Origin of the sequence: Paenibacillus glucanolyticus, from assembly GCF_037333485.1 — a bacterium.
Taxonomy (GTDB): domain Bacteria; phylum Bacillota; class Bacilli; order Paenibacillales; family Paenibacillaceae; genus Paenibacillus_AQ; species Paenibacillus_AQ glucanolyticus.
On the sequence record NZ_CP147845.1, the window covers coordinates 2,999,036 to 3,019,961 of the forward strand.

Consider the following 20,926-nt stretch of genomic DNA (forward strand, 5'->3'; position numbering starts at 1 on the left):
ACAGTAGCCAGGCCCATGGTATTCATGGGCTTTTTTGGCGTGTCCTCACTAGATCTTCACAAGTTTCAGTTATCATGAATTTTTATGTTAAAGTGGACGTGTACTGAGAAAGCACTCGATAAGGAGAAACAACCATGAAGACCATATTAGTCGTGGACGATGAGCCGAATATTAGAGAAGTTCTTGCTTCTTATCTGCTTAAAGAACATTATCTGACACTGGAAGCGGCAAACGGTGCCGAAGCATTGGGATACATGCGTAAGCAGGCTGTGGATCTTGTTATATTGGATCTGATGCTGCCGGATATGGAGGGTGAGCGGGTATGCCAGGAAATTCGAACGTTCAGCTCAGTGCCGATTATGATGTTGACGGCAAAAGTGACCCAAAGCAGCAGGATTGGCGGGTTTGCGGCCGGTGCGGATGACTATATTGTAAAACCTTTTGACCCCCGCGAGGTGATGGCAAGAATCAAAGCTGTCTTAAGACGGGGGGATGACAGCAAGCTGCTTGCAGATGTAATTGTATATCACCAGGGGCGGCTTGTGATCAATTCGTTGAAGCACGAGGTAACCTGTGATGGACAGGTCATAAATTTGACGCCCAGCGAATATAAACTGCTGCTCTTGCTGGCCAAGTATCCACAGCGGAATTTCTCGCGCGAAGAGCTGGTCGATCGGGTATTAGGCTGCGATTTTATTGGGGATATCCGCATTATTGATCAGCATATCAAGAATTTGCGGCAGAAGATTGAGCCCGATTCAAGACAGCCCCAATATATCATCACCGTCTACGGATTCGGCTACCGCTTTGGAGGTGAGGTGTCTTGAAGCAGCGCCTGGATCTAAGGCTTGCCGCCATTATCATCAGCATCACCGCAGGGATTCTGATCGTGTTTACCGTCACCAATATTGTGACCAACCATTATCATATAGCCATGTACCAGCAGCAGTCGAATGGGCATCACGGAATGGACGAGCTGAACGAACATCTGGAGCAGGCGCAGATGCAATCCATTATTTTGACATGCTTGCTGTCGATAGCGGTGGCCTCCATCATAGGTATTTATGTGGCTAGAAGGATATCAGCTCCCCTAATCCAGATGAAGCAAGCAGCTGAGATGATGACGCAAGGAAAATTGGATATCAGGGTGGATACCCGAGGAGATGATGAAATCGCGGGACTCGGTTCTTCGCTGAATGAGCTGGCTGTACAGCTGCAGAAGCAGGAGCAGCTTCGGAGAAACATGACGCAGGATATTGCCCATGAGCTGCGAACGCCGTTAACTACCTTGAAGAGTCATACCCGTGCGCTGGAGGACGGCATATGGGAGCCGACAGCCGATCGCTTTCGAACCTGCCTGGAAGAGATTGACCGATTGATTGATCTGGTTACTGAGCTTGAAGATCTGCATGATATGGAATCACCCGAGTTTCAGTTATCCCGATCGGAACAGGATCTGGCCAAGATTATAGAGAGAGCTGTGACCGTGGTAAGGGCCGCGTACAATGAAAAACAAGTGGATCTGCGATACGTGCATCAACCCGGCGATTCGCCGATAATCGCTAAAGTAGATACGGACCGGATGCTTCAAATCTTAATCAACGTGCTCAGTAACGCACTGCACCACACACCGGCAAACGGGAGGGTCCAGGCTGATCTCGTGGACGAAGGGAATACGGTTCAGATTCGTATTAAGGATTCAGGCCAAGGCATTCCAGCTTCCGATCTGCCGTATATATTCGAAAGGCTTTATCGGGGAGATAAATCAAGGAACCGGTTAATCGGTGGAAGCGGAATGGGACTTGCCATCGTCAAGCAGCTTGTTGCAGCTCACGGCGGAGATGTATGGGCTGAAAGCGGGAAAGAGCCAGCAGGTGGAAGCTGCTTCTATATTCGGATACCCAAGGAAATTCCCGTCGATTCGAGCAGATGACAACAGGAAGTACAGGGACAGGAGTCATCTATATAAAAAAACAGCAAGCGCTCTGCTTTAAGCAAGAGCGCTTGCCTGTTTTCTTACTTCAACCCTTTAAGATTGATTAACGGACAATACCTCTCGATATTGGGCAGCTGCTGCAACCATGTTGCGCAGGGCAGCTACGGTTTCATCGCGGCCGCGCGTCTTCAATCCGCAGTCGGGGTTGATCCAGAACAGTTCGGGATCCAGTACGGACAACGCACGCTTAATCATCTGGGTCATCTCATCGACTTCCGGAACGCGCGGGCTGTGAATATCGTAAACGCCAAGGCCGATGCCATGATCATAGGTATGCTCCTCGAAGCTCCCGATCAGCTCGCCGTGACTCCGTGAAGTCTCGATGGATATCACGTCGGCATCCAGGGCGCGAATGGAATCGATAATGTCATGGAATTCGCAATAGCACATATGGGTATGAATTTGGGTTGTATCCTTCACGGATGAGGTGGACAGACGGAATGCCTTCACCGACCAATCCAGATATGACTGCCAATCTTCACGCTTAAGCGGCAATCCTTCACGAAGCGCCGGCTCGTCAACCTGGATCATCTCGATGCCTGCTTGCTCCAGTGCGTTAACCTCAAGTCGGAGAGCCAGGGCGATCTGATAAGCGACCAATTCTCTTGATATGTCGTCGCGAACGAAGGACCAGTTCAGGATCGTGATCGGTCCGGTTAACATCCCCTTGACGGGTTTCGAGGTCAGGCTCTGTGCATATACGGTTTCCTTCACGGTCATCGGGTTTACGAACTCAACATCTCCATAGATGACGGGAGGTTTGACGCAGCGCGATCCGTAGGACTGAACCCAGCCGTTAGCTGTAAAGGCAAACCCATCCAATTTTTCTCCGAAAAATTCCACCATATCAGTCCGTTCAAACTCCCCGTGAACGAGAACATCCAGGCCGATGTCTTCTTGAATCTCAATCCAGGCGCGAGTTTGCTCGGCGAGGAAGGTTTCATACTGCTCGGCAGACCATTCGCCGCTTCTCCAGTTCTTCCGGGCCTGCCGAACTTCGGTCGACTGCGGGAAACTTCCGATGGTAGTGGTAGGGAGGAGCGGGAGATTCCATTTCTTCTGCTGGGCTTTGCGCCGCTCTTCAAACGACAGCGCTCGAGTCGGATTCAATCCGACAACCTTGGACGTTTCTTTCTGTACTTGTTCGTTATTCCGCAGCGATGATTGATTCATGGCGGCTACGGCCTGGTTATGCTCTTTCAGCTGTTCGGAAACGGACTCAATCCCATTATTGAGCGCGCTAGTGAGCAGCGTCAATTCGTCCAGCTTCTCATTGGCAAAAGATAACGCTTGGCGAAGTACGGGGTCCAGCTTATCCTCATGAGCTGTGGATACGGGAACATGGAGCAGGCTGCAGCTCGGCTGTATCACATATTGAGAAGGCTTCACCTTTTGGGAGAGGGTGTCCAGCAATTCCAGCTTGGCATCGAGATCTGAACGCCAGATGTTACGCCCGTTGATAAGACCAACCCCCAGTACCTTATCCTCAGGAAATCCGTGCTTGAGCAGCTGTTCGGTATTACCATCCAGGCCGTGTACGAAATCAAGCCCGATGCCTTGCACTGGCAAGGAGATGATCTCTACATAATGGCTGACCGAATCGAAGTAGGTTTGGAGCATGATCCGGATCGCCGGAGCCGCTGCATGAAGTTTTTTGTATACGGATGATACAAGCGCCAATTCATCTTTGGTTAATGAAGTAACCAGAATCGGTTCGTCGAACTGCACCCACTGAACACCTTCCTGCTCCAGCTCCTTCAGGATTACCGCATACAAATCCGTGAACTGGTCCAGCAAGGACTCGAATTGATCCGGGGTGTAGCCTTTAGACAGCTTAAGGAAGGTATAGGGACCGACAAGAACAGGTTTACCTTCGATACCTAGCGAGGATTTGGCTTCACGGTAAGCTTCTAGCGGCTTGTTGACCGTAAGATGTGGTTTGGCATCCTGAAGTTCCGGTACAATGTAGTGATAGTTCGTGTTAAACCATTTGGTCATCTCGCACGCAGCAGCACCTTGACTGCCGCGAGCCATGGCAAAGTAGACACTCAGCGGTACAGGACCACCATCGTACTTGAAACGCTGTGGCACCAAGCCAAACATCACCGACATGTCGAGCATATGGTCGTACATTGTAAAATCATGAACCGGAATAAGGTCGATGCCTTTCTCCTGTTGAATGCGTAAACGGTCCAACCGAATGTCGTCCAACTTGGATAGAAGTTCGTGTTCCTCAAGCTTGCCGCTCCAGAAGGACTCCAATGCTTTTTTCCATTCGCGATTTGCTCCGATTCTCGGATAGCCGAGATTGCTGCTTTGAACATTTGCCATCAATATCTTCGCCTCCACCAACATATTTAAATGACTGAATAAAAAAAGACGCCTTTACCCCGATCAAAATATCAAGGGTAAAGACGCCTCCGTTGTATACATACGGATGCTGCGATCTTTAACACCTCCCTATCTCCCGTAGGTAAGCAGTGTTGTCAGAATAGGCAGGTCTCCTGGCTCCAGAATCAAGGTCTGCCATGGCCTTCCCGATCAAAAGCTGATCAGTGGCATCATCCGATGGCAAACTCCTCTGTTACAGTGGCGGGACCGCGTTGGTGTTGCACCAAACTTCCCTTTTAAGCTGAAATTGAAGAGGCTTCAACATCAGCACCTATTCCCATTAATTAAATTTGATTGCTGAGTATCAAGGTACAATAAATTCCATAATTATGCAACCTATTTAAATGGAGGTTGTCTTACGCAAAAAAACCGGATCAGAAGATCCGGTTTTTCCATCCCATTAACTTGGCAGCGGCCTCAACATAATAGTAATCGCCATAGATCAGGGAGACGTTGATATTTTGGTCACCAGGCCGATGGCCTGTTGCCTCTTTCAGTATGCCTTCATAATTCGGATCATCCCATTCAGCGTAACGAGTCGTCAAGGAGTCGATGATGCGCAAGGCACTTCTGCGGTACACCGCGCTTTCGGTTTGCGGTACCTGATCTGCGAGCTCAAGCAAACCCGAAGCAGCGCAGGATGCCGCTGACGTATCTCGGGGTTCTGCCGCAATGAAGAGAGATTCAGCTGATTGATGGGTTGCTGCTGTTGCGGGTGTTTCCAGCTTCTCGGGTTCCGCACGAAAATCCCAGAGCGGTATGGAATCCTCCTCAAGGGACGCGACAAAGAAATGCGCCACGCGTTTCGCGGCGTCCAGATATCGGATATCACCGGTATACCGGGACGTGTTGGCCATGCCATGCAAGGCCCAGGCAGCACCCCGGCTCCAGGCGGATTCGGGTCCCAGTCCTTGTCCTCCGAGCGCTTCCATGAATTCCCCGGTGAACGGATCAAACCGACAAATGTGCCGAACGGAGCCGTCCGGTCTTATAAAATGCTCCACTACCGTATTGGCCTGCTCTCTGGCAATATGCGCATATCTCGGATCACCTGTCTCCTCGGAGGCCCAGAACAGGAGGGAGAGGTTCATGGTGGAGTCAATGATGGACCAGCCTTCATTCCCGTGATTCCAGGAGGTAGGTTTCACCTGATTCCAGGCACGTATAAACCGTCCCGCAGGATTGTATCTTCCAGCCAGCAGGGTAGCGGCTAACATCCCTCTGCGCCTGGCATCCTGATCCCCGGTCAGCTTATATTTGATTACGGCCGTCGGCAGAAACTGAAAGCCTACATCATGATGAAAGTTGCTCTCTGCAATAATGGCCTGCTCAAGTCTCATGTCCCATTCCCAAGCCCATTCCTTATATCGCGGCTGCTTGGTCATATCATACATAATCCACAGCATCCCCGGCCAAAAACCGGAGGTCCACCAATCGATCCGGGTGGAATCATAGATCCCGTTCTTGGTTGCATGGGGAACCTTGTCTGCCAGCTGCTCCGCCATGCGTGATAGTTTGGCCTCGAGTCGTTCCCATAATAACGAATAGGATGCGATCGCTTCCTGCTGTTGTCCGTTCATCGTAACCCTCCCAGAACTTATGGTATAGATCGGCTGATGTCTCGTTTCTGCTGAGACCTATTGTTCCATAGAAAGGCGATAAATTCTATACGCGGAGCAGAAGAACTATTGAAATAACAAGCCGATGCTAAAAAAACACAAGCAGCCTTCTGCACCTAAAAAAAACACAAGGGAAGCGATCAACTTCCATTGCTGCCCGTACCTGAAAACTTATAGGATAAGGATATTCATCACATCCATTTCATAAGGAGGCGAAAGCCGTTGCCGCAAATTACGATTAAAATGTATGAGGGACGCTCGGATGAGCAGAAGAGCGAAATCATTGATGTTTTTACAAGAGAGTTATCCCGTATTATTGATCGTGAACCCGAATTCATCAGCATCCAGTTTGACGAAATTCCGATAGATGATCATGCACCGGCCAATTTGAGAAACAAGAGGTGAGCACAGATGGCCGAACCAACAAAAGCAGTAAGCAAGGCGCTGCCGGGAAAACATACCAAGCGCAAAAACATATTAGGCTTCATGTGGAAATACAGGGCACTGTATTTCATATCGCTACCGGGTCTTCTGTTCTTCGGATTGTTCAAGTATGTCCCGCTCATGGGTTCCGTCATCGCATTTCAGAATTACAATCTGTTTGCCGGCGTGACCAAAAGTCCATGGGTGGGTCTCGAGCACTTTGAACGGATGTTCCAGCATTACGATTTCTTGAAAATATTACGCAATACGCTTCTACTGGGCACGTACGACATTTTGTTTGCTTTTACAGCACCTATTGTTCTGGCATTACTCCTTAATGAGGTTCGCCAAGTCGTTTACAAGAAGATTGTGCAGACCATTTTCTATGCGCCGCATTTTCTGTCATGGGTCATTGTAAGCGGTATCTTTGTAGGCATTCTGTCTCCATCATCCGGGATCGTGAATGTGATGCTGGGCTGGTTCGGCATGGAGCCGATCTATTTTCTTGGAGAGGATTCCTATATTCGCTCTGTGCTGGTGGGCTCCGGATTATGGAGAGACGTCGGATGGGGGACCATCATCTATCTCGCGGCACTTGCAGGTATCAACCCGGATCTCTACGAAGCCTCCGATATTGACGGAGCGGGCAGATGGCGTCAGACCCTCAGCATTACGCTGCCGGCATTGCTTCCTGTCATTACGATCCTGTTCCTGCTCAAGATTGGGGATTTCATGGATTATGGATTTGAACGCGTCTTTGTGTTCCAGAATCCGCTCAACATTCAATCCAGCGAAATTCTGGATACGTACATTTACAAGGCTGGCCTGCAGCAGCTTCAGTACAGCTATGCAACAGCCATCGGGGTGTTCAAATCCGTTGTCGGCTTGTTCCTAATCTCGATAGCGAACACCATCAGCAAGAAAGCGACCGGCGAGTCGCTGTATTAGAGGGGAGTGACATCCAACGTGAAATATGACAGTGCAGGCAGAAAACTGTTTCTTGTATGCAACTATATTATCCTTACCTTTCTTGCACTCACCATGCTGTTCCCTTTTCTCAACGTGATCGCTCAGTCGTTCAGCAGCCCAGGCGCTATTGACCGGGGAGAGGTCATGTTCTGGCCGGTGGAGTTTACGTTTGCTTACTACCAGCATGTATTCAATGACGTCTCCATTTGGAGAGCTTTTGGAATCAGTGTTTATATTACAGTGTTCGGTACCTTCATTAATCTGGCAGCTACTGCCTCACTGGCGTATCCACTGTCCAGACCCGAGTATGTAGGCAGAAAAACGATCATGATCATCATCCTGATGACGATGATTTTCACGGCGCCGCTGATTCCGCAATTTATTCTGATGCGTGAGCTGAATCTGGTGAACACACTGTGGTCGTTGATGCTGCCAACAGCAATCAGTGCATTCAATCTGTTTGTGCTTCGAACCTTCTTCACCCAGATTCCGAATGAACTGATTGACTCGTCCCGTATTGACGGATGCAGCGAGGTCCGCACATTATGGAGCATCGTGCTTCCGCTATCGAAGCCGGCATTGGCGACGGTAGGCATATTCTACTCGGTGACCAACTGGAACAAATACATGGATGCACTCTACTATATCAACGATCGAGCCAAGTATCCTCTGCAGGTGAAGTTAAGAGAGCTGCTCGTGAACGAAGGATTGACCGATACAGGCAACCTAGCGTTTGAAGCAAGCTCCCAGTCCGTGCAAGGCATCCAGATGGCGGTTATTCTGGTAGCCACGGTGCCCATCATTCTCCTGTATCCGTTTCTTCAGCGGTTCTTCATTCATGGGATGATGATCGGGTCGATCAAAGAATAATTCAGTGGAGTAGTCCAAAGCGTGATCCTAAAAAAACGACAAACCGAGCCAAAGACATTCCTTGTTCCCGCCCTGACGGCTCTCTATACTGATATTAAGTTTGAAAGCGCTATTATGAGCGACTATATTAGCTTGAAAAGAGGGGTATTCATGAGAAAAAGGTGGACACGCGCGCTCACGGCAGGTCTTGTTCTGACCATGCTTGCTGGCTGTGCGGGTAACAATGGAGGCGACGCCGGGACCCATGCCGGTGGCGGTAAAACAGAAGGCGGGGAAGCAGCGGGAGCAACAAAATTCTCCATCTCGATGCGGACGCTCAACGTATCCTACGTGGAGAAGAATGCGGATATCAACAAGGATAAATATGTGCTGGAGCTGGAGAAAAAGACGAATACGGACCTTGATATCCGTCTCATTCCGCATAATGAGTACCAGGATAAAATGGTGCAGATGTTTGCAACGAACGACATTCCGGATGTGGTGCAGGGAACTGGCGGAATCAGCGGCCCTGAGCTGGCTGGCGCTGTCGAGAACGGAGTGTTTCTGCCGCTGAACGATCTTCTGCAAGAGCACGGGCAGGATCTGCTCAAGTTTATCCCGGAGGAAGCCTGGAAGCGGATGACGGACTCGAAGACAGGCAACATTTACGGGATTCCCGAAATTCTCTCCAATCCATCCAGACGGGCAACGTGGATTCGTACCGACCTGTTGGAGAAGGTGGGCAAGGAAATTCCGACAACGGTTGAGGAGACGATGGACGTACTCCGCGCGTTCAAAGAAGCCGGGGTGGAGCAGCCTTATGCCGGTCGCCAGAACTTCAAATATGCCGATACCTTCTTCGGCGCTTATGACGTACTGGGCTATCTGAACCAGTTCAAAGTGTTCCCGGACGGGAAGGTGAAGCCTACCTTCTTCGACGAGGAGAATATGAAGCAAGCGATTGGAATCTATAAGACAATGCATGAAGAAGGATTGATCAGCAAGGAATTTGCCACGATCGAGAGCGCTGATTTCAAGTCCATCGTAACGAGCGGCAAAGCTGGCATGTGGTCCATGAATGCGAATGAGCTTCCGATCTGGGGAACCCAGCTCACCGAGAATGTACCGGATGCCAAAGTAGCTCTGATTCCATCTCCGGTAGGACCTGATGGCAAGGGGGGCTATGCCCATTATAATCCGGTCACCCGTTCTTTCTTCATTAACGCCAAAGCGAAGGATAAGGCGGAGGATATCGTGAAATTCTTCAACTGGATGGTCAGTGAAGATGCGGAATTGTTCTTCAGCTTCGGGATTGAAGGCGAGGATTATCAAGTAACCGATGGCAAGCCGGTCTTTGAGGTTCCGACGGATGCCGCCGGCGCGGATAAAATGCGGTATTTGAACTACTGGCTGTGGCTGGTGCAGGATACAACGTACAACAAGCGCGTATCCGAGCTGTCCGATTCCGGCAAGGAACTGATCAGTGCCTTTGATAACATGCTATCGAAGGAAGGTCGCCGCGGGATCGAGTTCGATCCGAGACTGGAAGCGATGGTTAAGTACCCCGAGCTGAATCCGAAATCGGATGAACTTCCGCCTCTGATCCTGGAACATGTCCTGCGCATGGTATACAGCAGGGAGCCGATCGAAGATTACGGCAAGGTGCTGGAAGAATACCTGTCCAAAGGCGGCAACGAGATTATTGAAGAAGCAACGAAACGATTTAACGAAAAAGAAAACGCTTTCGAATAAGCAGAGCATGTTTTAGTATAGTGTTGAAGAATGACTCCTCTGCTTGAATCAAGCAGAGGAGTATCTTGCTAAAGCTAAACTACTCTCGCTGCTTTCGAAAGGGGAACGGGTAATGTACCGCATTCTGGTCGTTGATGACGAACCTATGATAAGAATGGGCTTGGCGAAACTGATCACCCAGGCGGATCCTTCGATGATTCAAGCGGATACGGCCGAGAACGGCATTGAAGCATTGGAATCGATCCAGACGACACGACCGGATTTCATTTTCACGGATATCAAAATGCCAAAGATGGACGGCCTGGAGCTGAGCAAGCAGCTTTATGAGAAATATGGCGACATTACGGTGGTGGTTATCTCCGGTTACGGAGATTTCGAATACGCTCAGAAATGTATGTCGTATGGGGTTAAGGAGTATTTGCTTAAGCCTGTGACCAAATCGGTGGTACATCACACGATGAAGAAACTGATGTCGGACCGGAAATCGATGCAGGAGAAACAACGAATGTATTTCCCTCTGTCCAAGCTGGAGAATTGGCTGGAGCAGCTGGAGCTCGCCGTATGGCATTTGCAAATGAATGACATCCAGGCCAAACTGCAGGAAATTGAGGATTATTGCAATGAGCGCAGGCTTGAAGCCATTCAGCTTCAGGAATTGCTGAATGAGCTCTACGCGAAGCTGATCAAGCAACTTAACGGCAGGGATGTGTATTCGTTTGAGTCTTTGGCAGGAATGCCCGAATCGGAAGCTGGCGTGAAACGCAATACCTTTGAGGGTTTCCGCCAGGCAGTGGATCAGACGGTGAAGCTCATTCGGGAGAAGCGAAAAGGCAATGCCAAGGAGCCTGTTGAAGAGGCAAAAGCTTACATTGAACGTAATCTGTCCCGGGATCTCTCGCTTGACGAGGTTGCCGATATGCTCGGACTCAACCCGTCTTACTTCAGTCAGCTGTTCAAACAGATGACGGATGAGACCTTTGTCCACTACCGGATCAAAAAAAGAATGGAGAAGGCGAAGAAACTTCTCGCCATCCCGCACTATAAAATAACGGATATATCGTTCGAGGTGGGATATGCGGATCATCCCCATTTCACGAAAACCTTCAAGAAGGTAACCGGGTATACCCCCTCTGAATACCGGGAGCTGCTGGGGATCGAATGATGCGGAGGAGTTTGTCCCGTCAAATTTTTCTGTATTTTTTTATCGTTGTATTGTTCTCGCTTACCACGGTCGGCGTTTTCTTCTACATGAAATCATCTGAAGCGATTGATGAGCAGGTAGAGAAGTATATGACCACCGTGATCACGAACGCCGCAAGACAAACGGACAATCATCTGCAAATGTTTGAGCGGATCAGCAATACAATTCTGCTGCAGGATTCCGTCAAGAAACTTCTGGATATGGACCCTAGCGACAGCTACGAGCATTACAGGTTCACGAATCTCATCCGCAAGGATGTCTTTCAGAAAATTTTCATTCAATATCCGACCCAAACGCACATGATGTATATTTTGGGATTTCACGGCAGGTCGATTTTTGACCAGAATCAGAATTTCTCCGCGATGTCGATTGATCCCACCGATCGCCTCCGGGAATTGATGAAGAAGACCCCGGAAAACGGGGAATTTGTCATCCTGAAGACCAGCTTGCTGGAGCAGGATCGGGATAGCGTGATTACCGTTGCGCGCAAAATCCGGGGGATGAATTCGTACGAGGTAAAGGGCGTGCTTGCGGTTGAGTTCAATGAAGATCAACTGTCCAGCTTATGGAACGGCGTTGATCTGGGAGAGCAGGGCTTCTTCTTCATCCTGGATCGCGAAGGTGAAGTCGTTTATGCGCCCGAGCATGTGGATATGGACGGAATTACGGCAACGGATCTGCCGGAGCGCATTATTGCGAAGGGCGACAATCGCTTCATTGAACCGGTGCTTGGAGACAAAACGATGATCATCTCGCGCCAGTCTGAATATTCGGGCTGGAGTCTTGTCATTATGATGCCGCTGGAAGAGCTGCGGGCTCCCATTTCAGGGATTCGTTCTACCACCATTATTGTAGGTTTGGTCACGTTGATTATTGCGCTCATCCTGGCCTACAGATTTGGCAAATCGATCGTGAATCCTATCCGCAATCTGAAGAATGGCATGAGGCAGACAGAGAAGGGGAATTGGACGCACATCTCTGACGCGAAACCGCGGGAGGATGAAATCGGCGGCTTGATTCATAGCTACAATCTCATGGTCAGCCGGTTGTCCGACATGATCGAGCAGGTGTACGATACGGAGCTTCACAATCAAAAAACGCAGCTGGAGCTGCAGGATATACAGCTTGAGCGTCAGCGGGCAGAGTTTCAGGCACTGCAGCTGCAGATCAATCCGCATTTCCTGTACAACACACTGGAGACGATCAATTGTTACGCCATCGTCCAGGATTCGGATGAGATCTCGGACATGGTGGAGGCCATGGCCTTCATGCTCCGTTATTCCATTCAGACCAATCTGGAGGAGATCACGATTGCGAACGAGCTTAACCATGTGCGGCATTACATGATGATATTAAAGCATCGCATCGGGCGTGACTTTGAAATCGAGGTAGCCACGCCGCCAGAGCTCTTGCTGGAGAAAATGGTCAGGCTCTCCCTGCAGCCCATCGTCGAGAACATATTCCAGCATGCCTTTCCGGAAGGAATAGAAGCATGGCATTATATCCGCATTGACACGCGGATTGAGCAGGGTAATCTGCTGGTCATGGTGGAGGACAATGGGGAGGGCATTGCAGACAAGAAGCTTCATAATTTGCGCAAGAGGCTGGAGGAGAACCGTCTGGTCGATGATGATGACGGGATGCACGTCCGCCGCAGGGGCGGCATCGGCATCGTCAATGTTCATCGGCGCATCCAGATGGTCTATGGCGAAGAATACGGGATCACGGTTCACAGTTCGCCGGATCAAGGCACAAGAATTGTCATGACTATGCCGCGTATGGAAAGAGTGCGCGAACAAGACAGCAGGCTGAAACAGCTGCAAACCTAATCAGGAGGGATCGACATGCATATTAACTTATCGGGAAGTATTGCTCTGGTCACAGGTTCGAGTGGAGGGATTGGCCGCGCGGTCGCGTTGATGCTGGCAAGAAGTGGAGCCAAGGTGGCGCTGAACTATCTGAACAGCAAGGAAGCGGCAGAGGAAGCTGTTGCCGAGATCAGAGGTTTTGGCGGTGAGGCTCATGCATTTCGCGCAGATGTTACGCATGTGGAGCAGGCAGAGGCACTTGTAAGCGAAGTCGAGAAGGCTTTTGGCGGACCGGTTACGATTCTGGTTAACAATGCAGGGCATTTGGTTCAGCGCCTGTCGAATGCGGAAATGACCGAGGAGCTGTACAACAAGGTAATGGATGTGAATATGAAGAGTACGGTATTCGTCAGCAAAGCGGTCATCCAAGGGATGAAAGCGGCGGGCACCGGCCGTATTATAAATATGACATCGGTAGCCGCTCACAATGGCGGCGGGCCGGGAGCGAGTATTTATGCAGCCAGCAAGGCGGCTGTCCTCAATTACACCAAAGGGCTGGCGAAGGAGCTTGCTTCCAGCGGAATCCATGTGAATGCCGTATCGCCAGGCTTTATCGGACAAACGGCGTTTCATGCTACTTTTACCCCGGATGATGCACGAAAGGCAACGATTCAGGGCATTCCCCTCGGCCGTGAAGGAACTCCGGATGATGTCGCAGGCACCGTGCTGTTCCTTGTATCGGAACTCTCTTCTTATATAACGGGGGAGACGATCGAGATCAACGGCGGCATGTTCATGCGATGAGGGAAGGGATGAAGATGGCGGCGAAGTTGGGCTCCTATGGGTGGGGCGAACGCACAGTAGATATTCTTAAGGCTGAGCTTGATCAAGTTATCGAACGTGCGCTTGATATTCCCGTTGATCCCGGCGGATGGTGGCACCAGTATGTGTGCACGCGCCATCATACGGAGCTGGTGTTTGATCCGCTTGAAGCCGACGGGAGAACATTCCTCTGCCCTTACGGATGTGAATGGGAAGGGGAGCCCTATCGGGGAGCGTGGCTTGTGTTCAAGCATCAGGCCATGGCCCGATATGTTCTGCAAGCTGCCGCGGTTTATGCCGCCACGGGAGAGAGGGCATATGCTGAGCTTGGAAAAAGACTGATCATACGGTATGCAGAGCAGTTTCCGCTGTATCCTGTACATCCGGAGGCGCAGCCCTGGATGCTGAAGGGGAGGGCGTTCCATCAGGCTTTAACCGAAGCCATATGGGCCACAACACTGCTTCGCGGTTACCTGCTTTTGCGTGATGAGGGTGTTCTGCTTGATGGAGCAGATCAGCAGAAGATGGACTCATTCCTCCAGATGCTGGAGAGCAGCATGACGGAATACCATCACATTTTGACCCAAGAGCGGGGGGATCCCGAGAACAATTACACAGCGTGGTTGATTGCCGCCCTGTTTTGTATTTATGCGGTGCGCGGCGAATCCGATAAACTCAAACATCTGTTGGAGAAGAAGGGCGGCCTGCGGCATCATCTCACTATAGCCGTCCGACCGGATCAGCTCGAATTCGAAGGCAGCATTTACTATCACGTATTTGTCCTCCGCGCTTATCTGATTGCTGCCGAGATGGGAGACAGGATGGGGGAAGGGCTGTATTCCCTGAGAGGGGAGCAAGGTCAATCCATGCAGGGCATGCTGACGGTATTGGTTCGGTTGGCAGACCAGAACGGAATGCTGCCTGCTCTTCACGATGGTCCCTACCGAAGGGTTCCCTATGCGCGTGAAATTGCCGAGATTGTGGAGATCGGTTTATCGGTATATGGAGATCAGGGCTATCGTGGACTGTTAACCCATGTATATAGGGAAATGAACGGTGACAATGGCAGGATCGGCATGCTGGAAGCCCTGCTGTACGGTACGGGCAGGTGGGATGGAAGAATCGGAACGGCCGCTCCGGGCGTGAAGGATGTTCATGATGGGAGACGAGGAGAGGGAAGGGGGGTACAAGGAGTATGGGAAGCATTCGAGGCCCCGGAAGCCTCGAAAGCATCCAGGGCGCTCGAAGAGCCCGATGAGCCCGAAGCGTTTGAAGCATCAGAAGTTCCCGAAACATCTGAAGCATCTGAAGCGCCCGAAACAGAAGAAACATCTGAGGTGTCAGAAGCATCCGAAGGCCGAGGCGTTGCAACGATGGATCCGACCGCTGGTGCAGTGCCTTCTCTGGTACTCCCGGACAGCGGGTTCGCACGGTTAAGGACTAACGATACGAGTGGAATCCAAGCGCTTGTTGATTTTGGCCCTCATGGAGGCGCGCATGGTCACTTCGATAAGCTTAATCTAATGCTTCATGTGGGGCATCACCCTCTTTCCCCGGACCGTGGTACGGTACCTTATGGATCGGTACTGAAAAAAGAGTGGTATCCCCATACCGCCAGCCACAATACCGTGACAGTGGGTGGGCGCTCCCAGCTTCCGTCGCAAGGCAAGTGCATGGCGTACCAAGCGGCTTCGGACTGGTCGTATATTTGGGTCAGGGCTGATCAGGCCTACGATCAAGGCGTTCTGGACCGGCATCTCCTATTGACGGAAGACTGGCTGTTGGATTGGTTCGAAGTTGAATTGGAAGAGCCTCAGGCCATCGATTGGTGGTTTCATTATATAGGCAGCGGGAAGGTGAGCGGGGGGGCGGATGCGGTCAGAGACCCTGGAACTACCAATTTCGGAAGTCAGGATGGGTATGCGTATATAAAGGAACACCGCAGGCTCCTTATGTCTAAAAACAGCCCGCAGTTGGATCTTCATATCGCCCGAGCGTCGGGTCCTTTAGCGGCAGTATCTTTTGTCCCCTTCGAGGGTACGGTGTGCTCCCAGGTGGAGTCACCTGGAATTGCGGATGATCCCACCCGCAGGATGGAAGGCATACGGCTTCATCGGACGGGTTCCAGCGCCCGCTTCATTGCCGTTTACCGAAGAGGCGACAAGCCGGTCACACTGACATGGAAGCCATCAGGGGATGGGGAATCGCTTAACTTATCCGATGGAACAACCACAAGGAATTTTGGTATGACAAAGAGCGGGTTGAAGGAGAGGATACTCGATGAAAACCTTGTTTGAACCGAAAAGCGGACTGCTGTCCGTACCGTATCAACCAGACGAAGAGACGAAACTGTTAGAGAATCCTCCCCGCTTCACCTGGATGCCAGGACAGCTTGAGAATGATCGGTACATGCTGCAAATCTCGTCTTCTCCTTCATTTGAAACGGAAGTTACAACGACGATAGCACCGATCCCCTACAATTTGTATACGCCGGATCATGCTTTGGAGCCCGGCACCTATTATTGGCGCTATGCATTGCTGATTGGCGAGCAAGCCGATTATACAGCCGAGGATGGCAATAGCTGTTCTTCATGGAGTCAATCCCGCATGTTTCATGTACCGGAGGGGCTTCCGAAAACTCCTTTGCCTGGCCGGGCGGCGCGGTATGAGGGCACGAATACCGGACATCCGAGGCTGTGGCTGGATGCGAGGGGGGTGGAGGAATTTCGCGAGCGACTGCGCAACGATGATGACTATTGCGGCTGGCGGACATTCTACGAGAAATCGGTGGTGCCATGGCTTGATAAGCCGTTAATTCCAGAACCCGAGCGCTACCCGGGCAACAAACGCGTCGCGAAGCTGTGGAGAAAAATGTACATGGACTGCCAGGAAGCGCTTTATGCCATCCGACATTTAAGCGTGGCAGGGGTTATTTTGCAGGATGGAACCATGATTTCCAAAGCGAAGGCTTGGCTGCTTCATGCCGCGAGCTGGGATACGGAAGGTACAACGTCAAGAGATTACAACGATGAAGCCGCCTTCCGCATGGTCGGTGCTATCGCGTGGGGGTATGACTGGCTCCATGATGTTCTGAGCGCTGATGAGATTGATCTAGTCAGAGGGGTCTTGCTGCGGCGTACGGAGCAGGTAGCCTTTCATATTATGGAGCGATCGAAGATTCATCATGTGCCTTATGACAGTCATGCGGTTCGATCGTTGTCTTCCGTGCTTGCGCCCGCCTGTATCGCCATGCTTCATGAAGAGGCCCGGGCACAGGCATGGCTGGATTACACATTGGAATACTATGCTTGTCTCTATTCACCTTGGGGTGGAGAAGATGGAGGGTGGGCCGAGGGGCCGCTTTATTGGACGACCGGCATGGCTTTTGTGATTGATGCGCTGAACCTCATTCGTAATTATGTGTCGATTGATTTCTATAAACGTCCGTTCTTCCGGCGAACGGGGGACTTTCCGCTTTACTGCAGCAGCCCGGATACGATTCGCGCCAGCTTCGGGGACCAGTCCTATCTCGGTGAGCCGGTCAGTCTGAAGACCGCGTTCAATATTCGCCAGTTTGCAGGTATTACCGGAAACGGGCATTACCAGTGGTATTTTGAACAAGTTGCCAGGGCGGATACGGATCCCGATACTAAATTCTACAATTACGGCTGGTGGGATTTCCGGTTTGACGATATGCTGTATCGGCACGATTATCCACAGGTAGAAGCCGTTCCTCCTTCCGTTGCGGTTTCCTCTGTCTTAGACCACACTTCGGAATCGAAGGACGGATCACTTCAAGCCGTCAAGTGGTTCCGGGATATCGACTGGGTGGCGATGCATCACCGGATGGATGATCCGGATGAGCATATCATGTTATTGGCCAAGAGCAGCCGCTATGGCTCGATGAGTCACAGCCATGGTGATCAGAATGGCTTTCTCCTGCACGCCTACGGTGAACCTCTAGCTATTGAGAGCGGTTACTATATCGCCTTTGGAAGCTCGATGCATATGAACTGGCGGAGACAGACGCGCTCCACGAACAATATTCTCATTGATGGCCACGGACAGTATGCGGGAAAAGACAAGGTGCTCTGCATGGAAGCGGGCGGGAAGGTTGAACGCGTGGACGCTTCCCCGGGTTATGGTTATACCCGAATGAACGCAACGCAGGCTTATCGGGAGAATGTTCCTTACCTGGAGCGGTATGTTCGCGAAATCTACTTCTTTGATGAGGACTATTTTGTTATTGTGGATACGGTAGACCTTGTTAAACCAGCCAGCATCGAGTGGTTATTCCATACCCTGAACCGGATGAAGCTCTCAGGGCAGACCTTCCGGGTGATGGGCGACAAAGCAGAGATGGAAGGGCGCTTTGTATACAGCTCATCCGGCGATTTATCACTGCATCAGCATAATCAATTCACGGATGTCGAGCCTGAAGAGATCGAGGGGCTTGATAACCAGTGGCATCTGCACGCCAAGACGAAGTCGGCCCAAAGCCATCGGATTGCAACTCTCCTGGTTCCCATGAAGAAGGATGAGAGCAAGTACGTTTCGTATTTCCTGGATGATCAGGACCACGGCGTGCATATTTATTTTACGAATGGAGACGGGAAGACGAGGAAGGTCGAGGTTCCTAAGGCGTACTGAGCTTTAAAGCTGATGTTGTATTGAAAATTCAAAGAGACTTAAACTCCAGCCAATTTTGCTGGGGGTTGAGTCTTTTTTTGCATGCATGATTGGTGCATATTCGCTATGTTCCGAGTTCGGAGAGAGGCTTGCGAACTTAGGACTACTATAGTATATTGACTTAATTCAGTCTTGCCTGGGAGGGTGTCATGCCCTTGTACTGTTTGTACAGCTTGGTAAAATAATTCGGATTGCTGCAGCCGACGATACCGGCAATTTCCGTGATGGTCCATGTCCGTTCACGAAGCAGCTTCTCCGCTTCATTCATTCGGGTCAGGTTGACGAAATCAACGAAGGTGCGTCCCGTTAAACGTTTGAACATTTTGCAAAAATGAAAGGGATTCAAGCCGACCTGGGCTGCGGCATCCTCCACCGATAATTTCTCGCCGATGCTGGACTCGATCCGATGGATCAGTTGTTTATACCGGTCCCGATTCACAAAATACGGCTCCACTGTCTTCTCAGCCATCTGAACTGGAGAAAAGATGCGCGAGAGCAGGACGAAGAGGGTGTACAGCTTGGACTTGACAATGAGCTGGTAGGCTGGGCGGCGTGAGTCCAGTTCATCGATAATTTCATCCAGCATTGGATAGCAATCTGCGCATGCAGGCTGGGTCTCGGCTGGCTTCACCGGGAAGCGCAATCGCCCTTCCATAAAGGGGGCGACATAGCGGGCATGGATCGGGTCATGAAGGAACTCATTGAAGAGGGCCGCATTCACCACCAAACAATCAAATGATACGTCGCCGTCCTCAAGGGCATATCCCACATGCAGGCTGCCGCCAGGAATGATAATCACTTCACCGGCTTTTACATGATAAGGAGTTGTATCGATATGGAAGACGGCATGTCCCTGGCGCATGTATATGATCTCAAAGTGCTCATGCCAGTGGAGATATAGGACACAGTCTTTCTCGGATGCATTCGAACAGACGTTGTGGAATACCTGGATTGGATAGGATTTATAGTCGAGTCTGGTATTCTCGTGAAGCTCTTTGGGATTGGACATAGGAATTCACCTCAGACCGCAAGATAAGAGTGGTATTGCACAAGGTTGTATAGAGATATTGTTAAGTTTCGCTATTATAATGAAGTAACTTCATTTACATTAAGCCAATATCGGAGTGATTTCAACCGTAAATACGATGAATTGAAAACGGTTTATAACACTAACTTGGATCAGGGGGAGTTTTGCAAACATGACCACAGCGTTTAAAGTTGTTATTGCGGGATGCGGCAGCATGGCGAATACATGGGCCGATTATGCGAAGGGACGAGGGAATGTCGAGATTGTGGGGCTTGTCGATATCCAGGAGGATTTTGCAAAGGCATTTGCAGATCGGCATGAACTCTCTTGTCCTACGTTTACGAATATTACGGAGGCCCTTAATTCGACTGAAGCCAATGTGGTATTCGACGTCACCATTCCTGCCAGCCATTACGGGATCAGCACCGCAGCGCTTCAGCATGGGTGTCATGTCTTCAGTGAAAAACCTTTAGCGGAATCGATGACAGAATGTCTGGACATCGTCAGACTTGCCGAGATGTCAGGCCTAACGCATGCCGTGATGCAGAACCGCCGCTTCGACCCGCGAATACGGGCCTACAAGAACTTGATTGACAGCGGAGCGATCGGGAAGCCGGGCTTTGTCGGGGCGGATTTTTTCCTCGGTGCCCATTTTGGCGGATTCCGGGATCTGATGGACAGTCCGCTGCTGCTCGACATGGCGATTCATACCTTCGATCAGGCTCGAATGATCAGCGGAGCCGATCCGGTGTCTGTGTACTGTCAGGAGTTTAACCCGCCCGGCTCCTGGTATGCCGGGAATGCGATGGCCCTATGCATATATGAAATGTCGGACGGCTCCGTGTTCAATTATCGGGGGTCCTGGTGTGCCGAAGGCGCTCAGACTTCCTGGGAGTCGGCATGGCGGGTAACCGGAGAGAAGGGGACTGCCATCTGGGACGGTCATGATGAGATTTATGCGGAGATTGTGGCGAGCGGGGATCAAACGGGCCATTTTATTCGAAAATATGAGCGGGTAGAAGGGACCCAGCCCGTTATGGAAAAGACCGGTCATCACGGCTGCCTGGACAATATGTTCAACGCGCTTGAAGCGGGTATCAAGCCGGAGACCGACTGCAGCGACAACGTTTACAGCATGGCGATGGTGCTCGCTGCCTTGGAGAGCGCGAAGTTAGGGCGGAAAGTGATGATTGCCGAGTTTATGAATGGGCAGCGTTAGGGTATACCTATTTCATAACCCGAAATAAATATGATCAAAGAAGAACGTTAAAGCCATCGCGGAAGCGCGGTGGCTTTTGCTTTTTCGGTGAAACTTTAAACAAGAATTTATGCGCTCGGAGTGGAGCTAATGGTTATTGTCGGGTGGGCAACAAATCATAT

15 protein-coding genes and 1 riboswitch are annotated in these 20,926 nt (G+C 50.7%); of the genes, 12 read left to right on the plus strand and 3 right to left on the minus strand.

Annotation, left to right across the window (positions count from 1 at the left end; genetic code table 11):
• Nucleotides 1-134 precede the first annotated feature (134 nt).
• Both WDY75_RS14270 and WDY75_RS14275 read left to right on the plus strand, forming a co-directional pair.
• Nucleotides 135-827, plus strand: coding sequence for a response regulator transcription factor (locus WDY75_RS14270; protein WP_063480613.1), 693 nt, complete (start codon nucleotides 135-137; stop codon nucleotides 825-827).
• A complete protein-coding gene (locus WDY75_RS14275) occupies nucleotides 824-1,933 on the plus strand; it encodes a sensor histidine kinase (RefSeq protein ID WP_063480614.1) in 1,110 nt (369 codons plus the stop codon). The genes WDY75_RS14270 and WDY75_RS14275 overlap by 4 nt, the downstream gene beginning before the upstream one ends.
• A gap of 96 nt (nucleotides 1,934-2,029) precedes the next feature.
• Here the strand turns inward: WDY75_RS14275 and metE are convergent, their stop codons facing one another.
• Entirely contained in the window at nucleotides 2,030-4,327 is a 2,298-nt protein-coding gene (gene metE / locus WDY75_RS14280; protein ID WP_063480615.1) for a 5-methyltetrahydropteroyltriglutamate--homocysteine S-methyltransferase, read from the minus strand.
• 145 nt (nucleotides 4,328-4,472) lie between these two features.
• Nucleotides 4,473-4,677: riboswitch (cobalamin riboswitch) on the minus strand.
• An 84-nt stretch (nucleotides 4,678-4,761) separates the two neighbouring features.
• Nucleotides 4,762-5,967 (minus strand): glycoside hydrolase family 88 protein, encoded by a 1,206-nt coding sequence (locus WDY75_RS14285; protein WP_063480616.1) that lies wholly within the window; start codon nucleotides 5,965-5,967, stop codon nucleotides 4,762-4,764.
• Nucleotides 5,968-6,228: 261 nt separating this feature from the next.
• Between WDY75_RS14285 and WDY75_RS14290 the strand changes: the two genes are divergently transcribed.
• The 9 genes from WDY75_RS14290 to WDY75_RS14330 all read left to right on the plus strand — a co-directional run bounded on the left by WDY75_RS14290 (nucleotide 6,229) and on the right by WDY75_RS14330 (nucleotide 18,480).
• On the plus strand, nucleotides 6,229-6,411 hold the full coding sequence (locus WDY75_RS14290; protein ID WP_006210547.1) for a tautomerase family protein: 183 nt from the start codon (nucleotides 6,229-6,231) through the stop codon (nucleotides 6,409-6,411).
• A gap of 6 nt (nucleotides 6,412-6,417) precedes the next feature.
• Nucleotides 6,418-7,377 carry an ABC transporter permease gene (locus WDY75_RS14295; protein WP_063480617.1) on the plus strand — a complete coding sequence of 320 codons (960 nt, stop codon included), beginning with the start codon at nucleotides 6,418-6,420 and terminating at the stop codon, nucleotides 7,375-7,377.
• Nucleotides 7,378-7,395: 18 nt separating this feature from the next.
• On the plus strand, nucleotides 7,396-8,268 hold the full coding sequence (locus WDY75_RS14300) for a carbohydrate ABC transporter permease (RefSeq protein ID WP_036637364.1): 873 nt from the start codon (nucleotides 7,396-7,398) through the stop codon (nucleotides 8,266-8,268).
• Between the two features lie 150 nt (nucleotides 8,269-8,418).
• Entirely contained in the window at nucleotides 8,419-9,999 is a 1,581-nt protein-coding gene (locus WDY75_RS14305; RefSeq protein WP_063480618.1) for an extracellular solute-binding protein, read from the plus strand.
• Between the two features lie 112 nt (nucleotides 10,000-10,111).
• Complete coding sequence (locus tag WDY75_RS14310) at nucleotides 10,112-11,161, plus strand: response regulator (protein WP_063480619.1); 1,050 nt, start codon at nucleotides 10,112-10,114, stop codon at nucleotides 11,159-11,161.
• On the plus strand, nucleotides 11,158-13,029 hold the full coding sequence (locus WDY75_RS14315; protein ID WP_063480620.1) for a sensor histidine kinase: 1,872 nt from the start codon (nucleotides 11,158-11,160) through the stop codon (nucleotides 13,027-13,029). Before WDY75_RS14310 ends, WDY75_RS14315 begins: the two co-directional genes overlap by 4 nt.
• A gap of 15 nt (nucleotides 13,030-13,044) precedes the next feature.
• On the plus strand, nucleotides 13,045-13,812 hold the full coding sequence (locus tag WDY75_RS14320) for an SDR family NAD(P)-dependent oxidoreductase (protein WP_063480621.1): 768 nt from the start codon (nucleotides 13,045-13,047) through the stop codon (nucleotides 13,810-13,812).
• 8 nt (nucleotides 13,813-13,820) lie between these two features.
• Nucleotides 13,821-16,127 (plus strand): heparinase II/III family protein, encoded by a 2,307-nt coding sequence (locus tag WDY75_RS14325; RefSeq protein WP_063480764.1) that lies wholly within the window; start codon nucleotides 13,821-13,823, stop codon nucleotides 16,125-16,127.
• Nucleotides 16,111-18,480, plus strand: a complete 2,370-nt coding sequence (locus WDY75_RS14330; RefSeq protein WP_063480622.1) for a DUF4962 domain-containing protein — start codon at nucleotides 16,111-16,113, stop codon at nucleotides 18,478-18,480. Before WDY75_RS14325 ends, WDY75_RS14330 begins: the two co-directional genes overlap by 17 nt.
• A gap of 160 nt (nucleotides 18,481-18,640) precedes the next feature.
• Here WDY75_RS14330 and WDY75_RS14335 read toward each other — a convergent pair whose 3' ends face one another.
• Nucleotides 18,641-19,528, minus strand: coding sequence for an AraC family transcriptional regulator (locus tag WDY75_RS14335; protein ID WP_063480623.1), 888 nt, complete (start codon nucleotides 19,526-19,528; stop codon nucleotides 18,641-18,643).
• A gap of 190 nt (nucleotides 19,529-19,718) precedes the next feature.
• Between WDY75_RS14335 and WDY75_RS14340 the strand changes: the two genes are divergently transcribed.
• On the plus strand, nucleotides 19,719-20,765 hold the full coding sequence (locus WDY75_RS14340; protein ID WP_063480624.1) for a Gfo/Idh/MocA family protein: 1,047 nt from the start codon (nucleotides 19,719-19,721) through the stop codon (nucleotides 20,763-20,765).
• Nucleotides 20,766-20,926: the final 161 nt, after the last annotated feature.